The sequence below is a fragment of the Bradyrhizobium sp. 132 genome (assembly GCF_023074185.1).
In the GTDB taxonomy this organism is placed as follows: Bacteria; Pseudomonadota; Alphaproteobacteria; order Rhizobiales; family Xanthobacteraceae; genus Bradyrhizobium.
In genome coordinates this window covers 1-3,564 of the sequence record NZ_JADPKY010000025.1, presented here as the reverse complement: position 1 = coordinate 3,564, position 3,564 = coordinate 1, and the positions used below count along the sequence as shown (strand labels likewise).

General features: G+C 63.2%; 2 protein-coding genes and 2 pseudogenes. 3 read left to right on the top strand and 1 reads right to left on the bottom strand.

What is annotated here, in order from left to right; translation table 11 throughout:
- On the top strand, nt 1-569 hold a 569-nt coding region (locus IVA74_RS03235), incomplete at its 5' end, for a plasmid pRiA4b ORF-3 family protein (RefSeq protein WP_247339819.1).
- Here IVA74_RS03235 and IVA74_RS03230 read toward each other — a convergent pair.
- Nucleotides 524-1,414 (bottom strand): annotated as a pseudogene (locus tag IVA74_RS03230) (transposase); the annotation flags it as partial. The gene IVA74_RS03235 and the pseudogene IVA74_RS03230 sit on opposite strands and share 46 nt — an antisense overlap.
- Nucleotides 1,415-1,587: 173 nt before the next feature.
- Between IVA74_RS03230 and istA the strand changes: the two are divergent.
- Nucleotides 1,588-3,126 carry an IS21 family transposase gene (istA, locus tag IVA74_RS03225; RefSeq protein ID WP_247339818.1) on the top strand — a complete coding sequence of 513 codons (1,539 nt, stop codon included), beginning with the start codon at nt 1,588-1,590 and terminating at the stop codon, nt 3,124-3,126.
- Between the two features lie 16 nt (nt 3,127-3,142).
- Nucleotides 3,143-3,466 (top strand): annotated as a pseudogene (locus IVA74_RS03220) (ATP-binding protein); the annotation flags it as partial.
- Nucleotides 3,467-3,564 lie beyond the last annotated feature (98 nt).

The following is a 3,564-nucleotide window of genomic DNA, read 5'->3' as shown; positions in this document are numbered from 1 at the left end:
TCGACCTATACGATGCATACACACAATCCGAGGCTGGCGGCATGAGCCTGAACACGACCGCGGTCCGGATCAAGGTGACCCTCAAGGATGTGAAGCCGGAGGTAATGCGTCGCCTTGTCGTACCCGTCACCCTGCGCCTTGATCGGTTGCATCTGACCCTTCAGGAGGCATTCGGCTGGACGAACAGTCACCTCTTCGAGTTCTTCGCTGGTGAGGTCCGTTGGGGGATTCCTGATCCCCACAACGATTACGGCCACCAGCCCATGGATGCCCGCAAAGCGCGGCTTTGCGATATCGTTCGCGAGACCGGCGCCAACACGATCCACTATCTCTATGACTTCGGCGACAGCTGGGACCATGTGATCAAGCTCGAGCATTTTACCAGCGGTCGCGATCGATGGCCGGCTGCGTCGAATAGTTTCCAGCGCGCTGTTTGGCCGCACGGATTCGGCAGCGTCTGCGATGATCGAGACGACGGGATCATAATGACGAGTGACGATCTTCGTGCACGGCATGAATTGGCTCACGATGTGTCGCACCGGAACGATTGGGTTGAAGCGCCGGAATGACTGAAGCTGTGTCGAAAGCGCTCGATGATGCGCATGACGCCACCACAATCAGGACAGGCGGGAACCTTGGGCCACGTCAGAGCGTCCGAATCCACAGGCGGCGGCTCGCCATCGTTTGGCGCGGACCGCTCACGATCGAGAAGTTTGCGGCAAAGGGCGAGTTTGGCAGCGCGATGGCCGTTTGCCATGAAGCCGAAGTGGCGAATGCGATGGAAGCCATCGGGCAGCGTGTGAAGAAGGAAGCGGCGGATGAACTCGTCGGGCTTGAGCTTCATGATCTTCGTCGCGCCGTTCTGGCGGTAGTCCTTCCAGGTAAAGGCGACGTGATCCTCGGCGAGGGCTACGAGCCGGCTGTTGGCGATTGCAACGCGATGGGTATAGCGGCCGAGATAGGCCAGCACCTGCGCGGGGCCGCCGAACGGCCGTTTGGCGTAGACGACCCAGCTGATGCGCCGCATGGCGACGAGGTGAGCTGCGAAGGCGGCAGGCTCGGCCAGGGATGCGAGATCGCCGAAGAAGTTCAGGGTGCCGGCGTCGAAGGCGGCGGTCAGACGTTCGAGGAATAGGCGTCTGAACAGCCGGGCGAGCGGTTTGACGGCCAGGAAGAAGTTTGGTCGGCTGGCGATCCAGCGCGCACCATCGGGCGAGAGGCCGCCGCCCGGCACGACGCAGTGGACGTGGGGATGGTGCGTCAGCGCCTGCCCCCAGGTGTGGAGGACGGCGACGACGCCGATCCCGGCGCCGAGCCGGCGTGGATTGGCGGCGAGCCTCGACATTGCCTCGGCGGCGGCTTTGAACACGTTCGCATAAACGATGGCCTTGTTCTGAAAGGCGATCGCGGCGATCTGCGTGTTTCGCGGGATCGTGAGCACGGATTTCACCGCATCGTGAGCAACGATTTCAGAGGATCGTGAGCAGCGATTTCAGGCGATCGTGAGCACCGTTTGGCGGTGCCGGACGCTTCGGCCGACAACTCAACCGGGCTACGGGTTTCTCATTCAACCAATGAGGAAGCCTGATGCCTACCCAGAGATTGTCGATGCGCCGGATCCGAGAAGTTCTACGTTTGAGGCATCAGGGCCTGACCGAGCGCGTCATCGCGCGGACGTTGGGAGTGAGCAATGGTGTCGTGCATGGCTACGTGCGTCGCGCCCGCCTTGCCGGGCTGAGCTGGCCGCTGCCGGAGGGCATGGATGACGAGGGCCTGGAGCTGCTGCTGTTCCCGGCGCCAAAGGCTGCCTCGCAAAGCGACCGACGACCGTCCCCCGACTGGGTTTATGTGGAGAAGGAGCTACGCCGGCGCAGCGTGACACGCCTGCTGTTGTGGGAAGAGTATCGCGCCGCCAATCCAGACGGCTTTGGCTATACCTGGTTTTGCACGACTTTCGAGGCCTGGAAGCAGCGGGCGCAGCCGAGCATGCGTCAGACCCACATCGGTGGGGAGAAGGTGTTCGTCGATTTCGCTGGCGACACCATCGACATCTTCGATCCCATCACCGGCGAAGTGCGCGCCATGAAGCTGTTCGTCGCGGCGATGGGGGCTTCGAACTACACCTACGCCGAGGCCTGCCCAAGCGAGAGCCTGTCCGACTGGATCGGCGTGCATGCCAGCCTGTTCAGGTATCTCGGCGGCGTGCCGAAGTTCGTGGTCTGCGATAATCTCAAGGCCGCCGTGACCAACCCCGATCGCTACGATCCCGGGATCAACCGAACCTATGCCGAGATGGCCGGTCATTACGGCACCGCGATCCTGGCGGCGAGGCCGAGGCGGCCAAAGGACAAGGCCAAGGTTGAGGTCGCCGTCCAGATCGCCCAGCGCTGGATCCTGGCCCGCCTGCGCAACCAGCGCTTCTTTTCCCTGGCGGAGCTCAATGCGGCCATCCGCGGCCTCGTCGTCGAACTCAACGCCCGCCAGATGCGCGGTTTTGGCTCCAGCCGGACCGAGCTGTTCGCCGAGATCGATCGTCCCAAGCTGGGAGAACTGCCGGACCAGCCCTACGTCTTTGCGCGCTGGAAGCGTTGCCGCGTCGCGCCCGACTATCATGTCGAGATCGACGGCCATTGGTATTCCACCCCTTATCGGCTGATCCGTGAACTCGTCGATGTCCGCATCGCCGACAAGACCATCGAGGTCTTCCACAAGGGACAGAGGATCGCCAGCCACGCCCGCGCGCCCAACCGGCGTGGCCATACCACCATCGCCGATCATATGCCGAGCGCCCACCGCCGCTACGGCAAATGGACGCCGGGAGGATTGATCGCTGCCGGCGAGAAGATCGGTCCCTCTGCCGCGGCGTTTTTCCAGGCCGTCATCGCGGCCCGGCCGCATCCCGAGCAAGGCTTTCGCACCTGCCTCGGTATCCTGTCGCTGGCCAGGAGCTACGACAACGCGCGTGTCGATGCCGCCTGCCGGCGCGGCATCCTGATCAAGGCTCGCTCCGTCGCCTCGATCCGTTCGATCCTCAAGAATGGCCTTGATCGCGCTTTTCTCGACGAGACGTCCGACCACCAGCCCCTGCGCCACGGCAACATCCGCGGTCAGGGCTATTTCCACTGATAGGGAGACCCCCCCAATGCTGACACATCCGACCCATGAACGGCTGATTACGCTCGGCTTGACCGGAATGGCCAAGGCCCTCCAGGAGCAGCGACGATCACCGGATCTCGATGCCCTGTCGTTCGAGGAGCGCGTCGGATTGCTGGTCGATCGCGAAGCCGCCGAGCGCGACACCAAACGTCTCACGACCCGTCTCAAGTTCGCCGCGTTGCGCCAGAGCGCATGCGTGGAAGACGTCGATTTGCGCACGCCACGCGGTATCGATCGCGCCGTCTTCGCCAGGCTCGTCGGCGGCGACTGGATCGACCGCAACGAGAACCTGCTCGTCACAGGGGCAACCGAGCCCGCTTCATAATGCTCACCTGTCCATGTCGTTAGAGTTCCAGCACTTTTTGCAGCGGATCGCCGGACGGCGGACGCCGCAGACGCCGGGCGGTC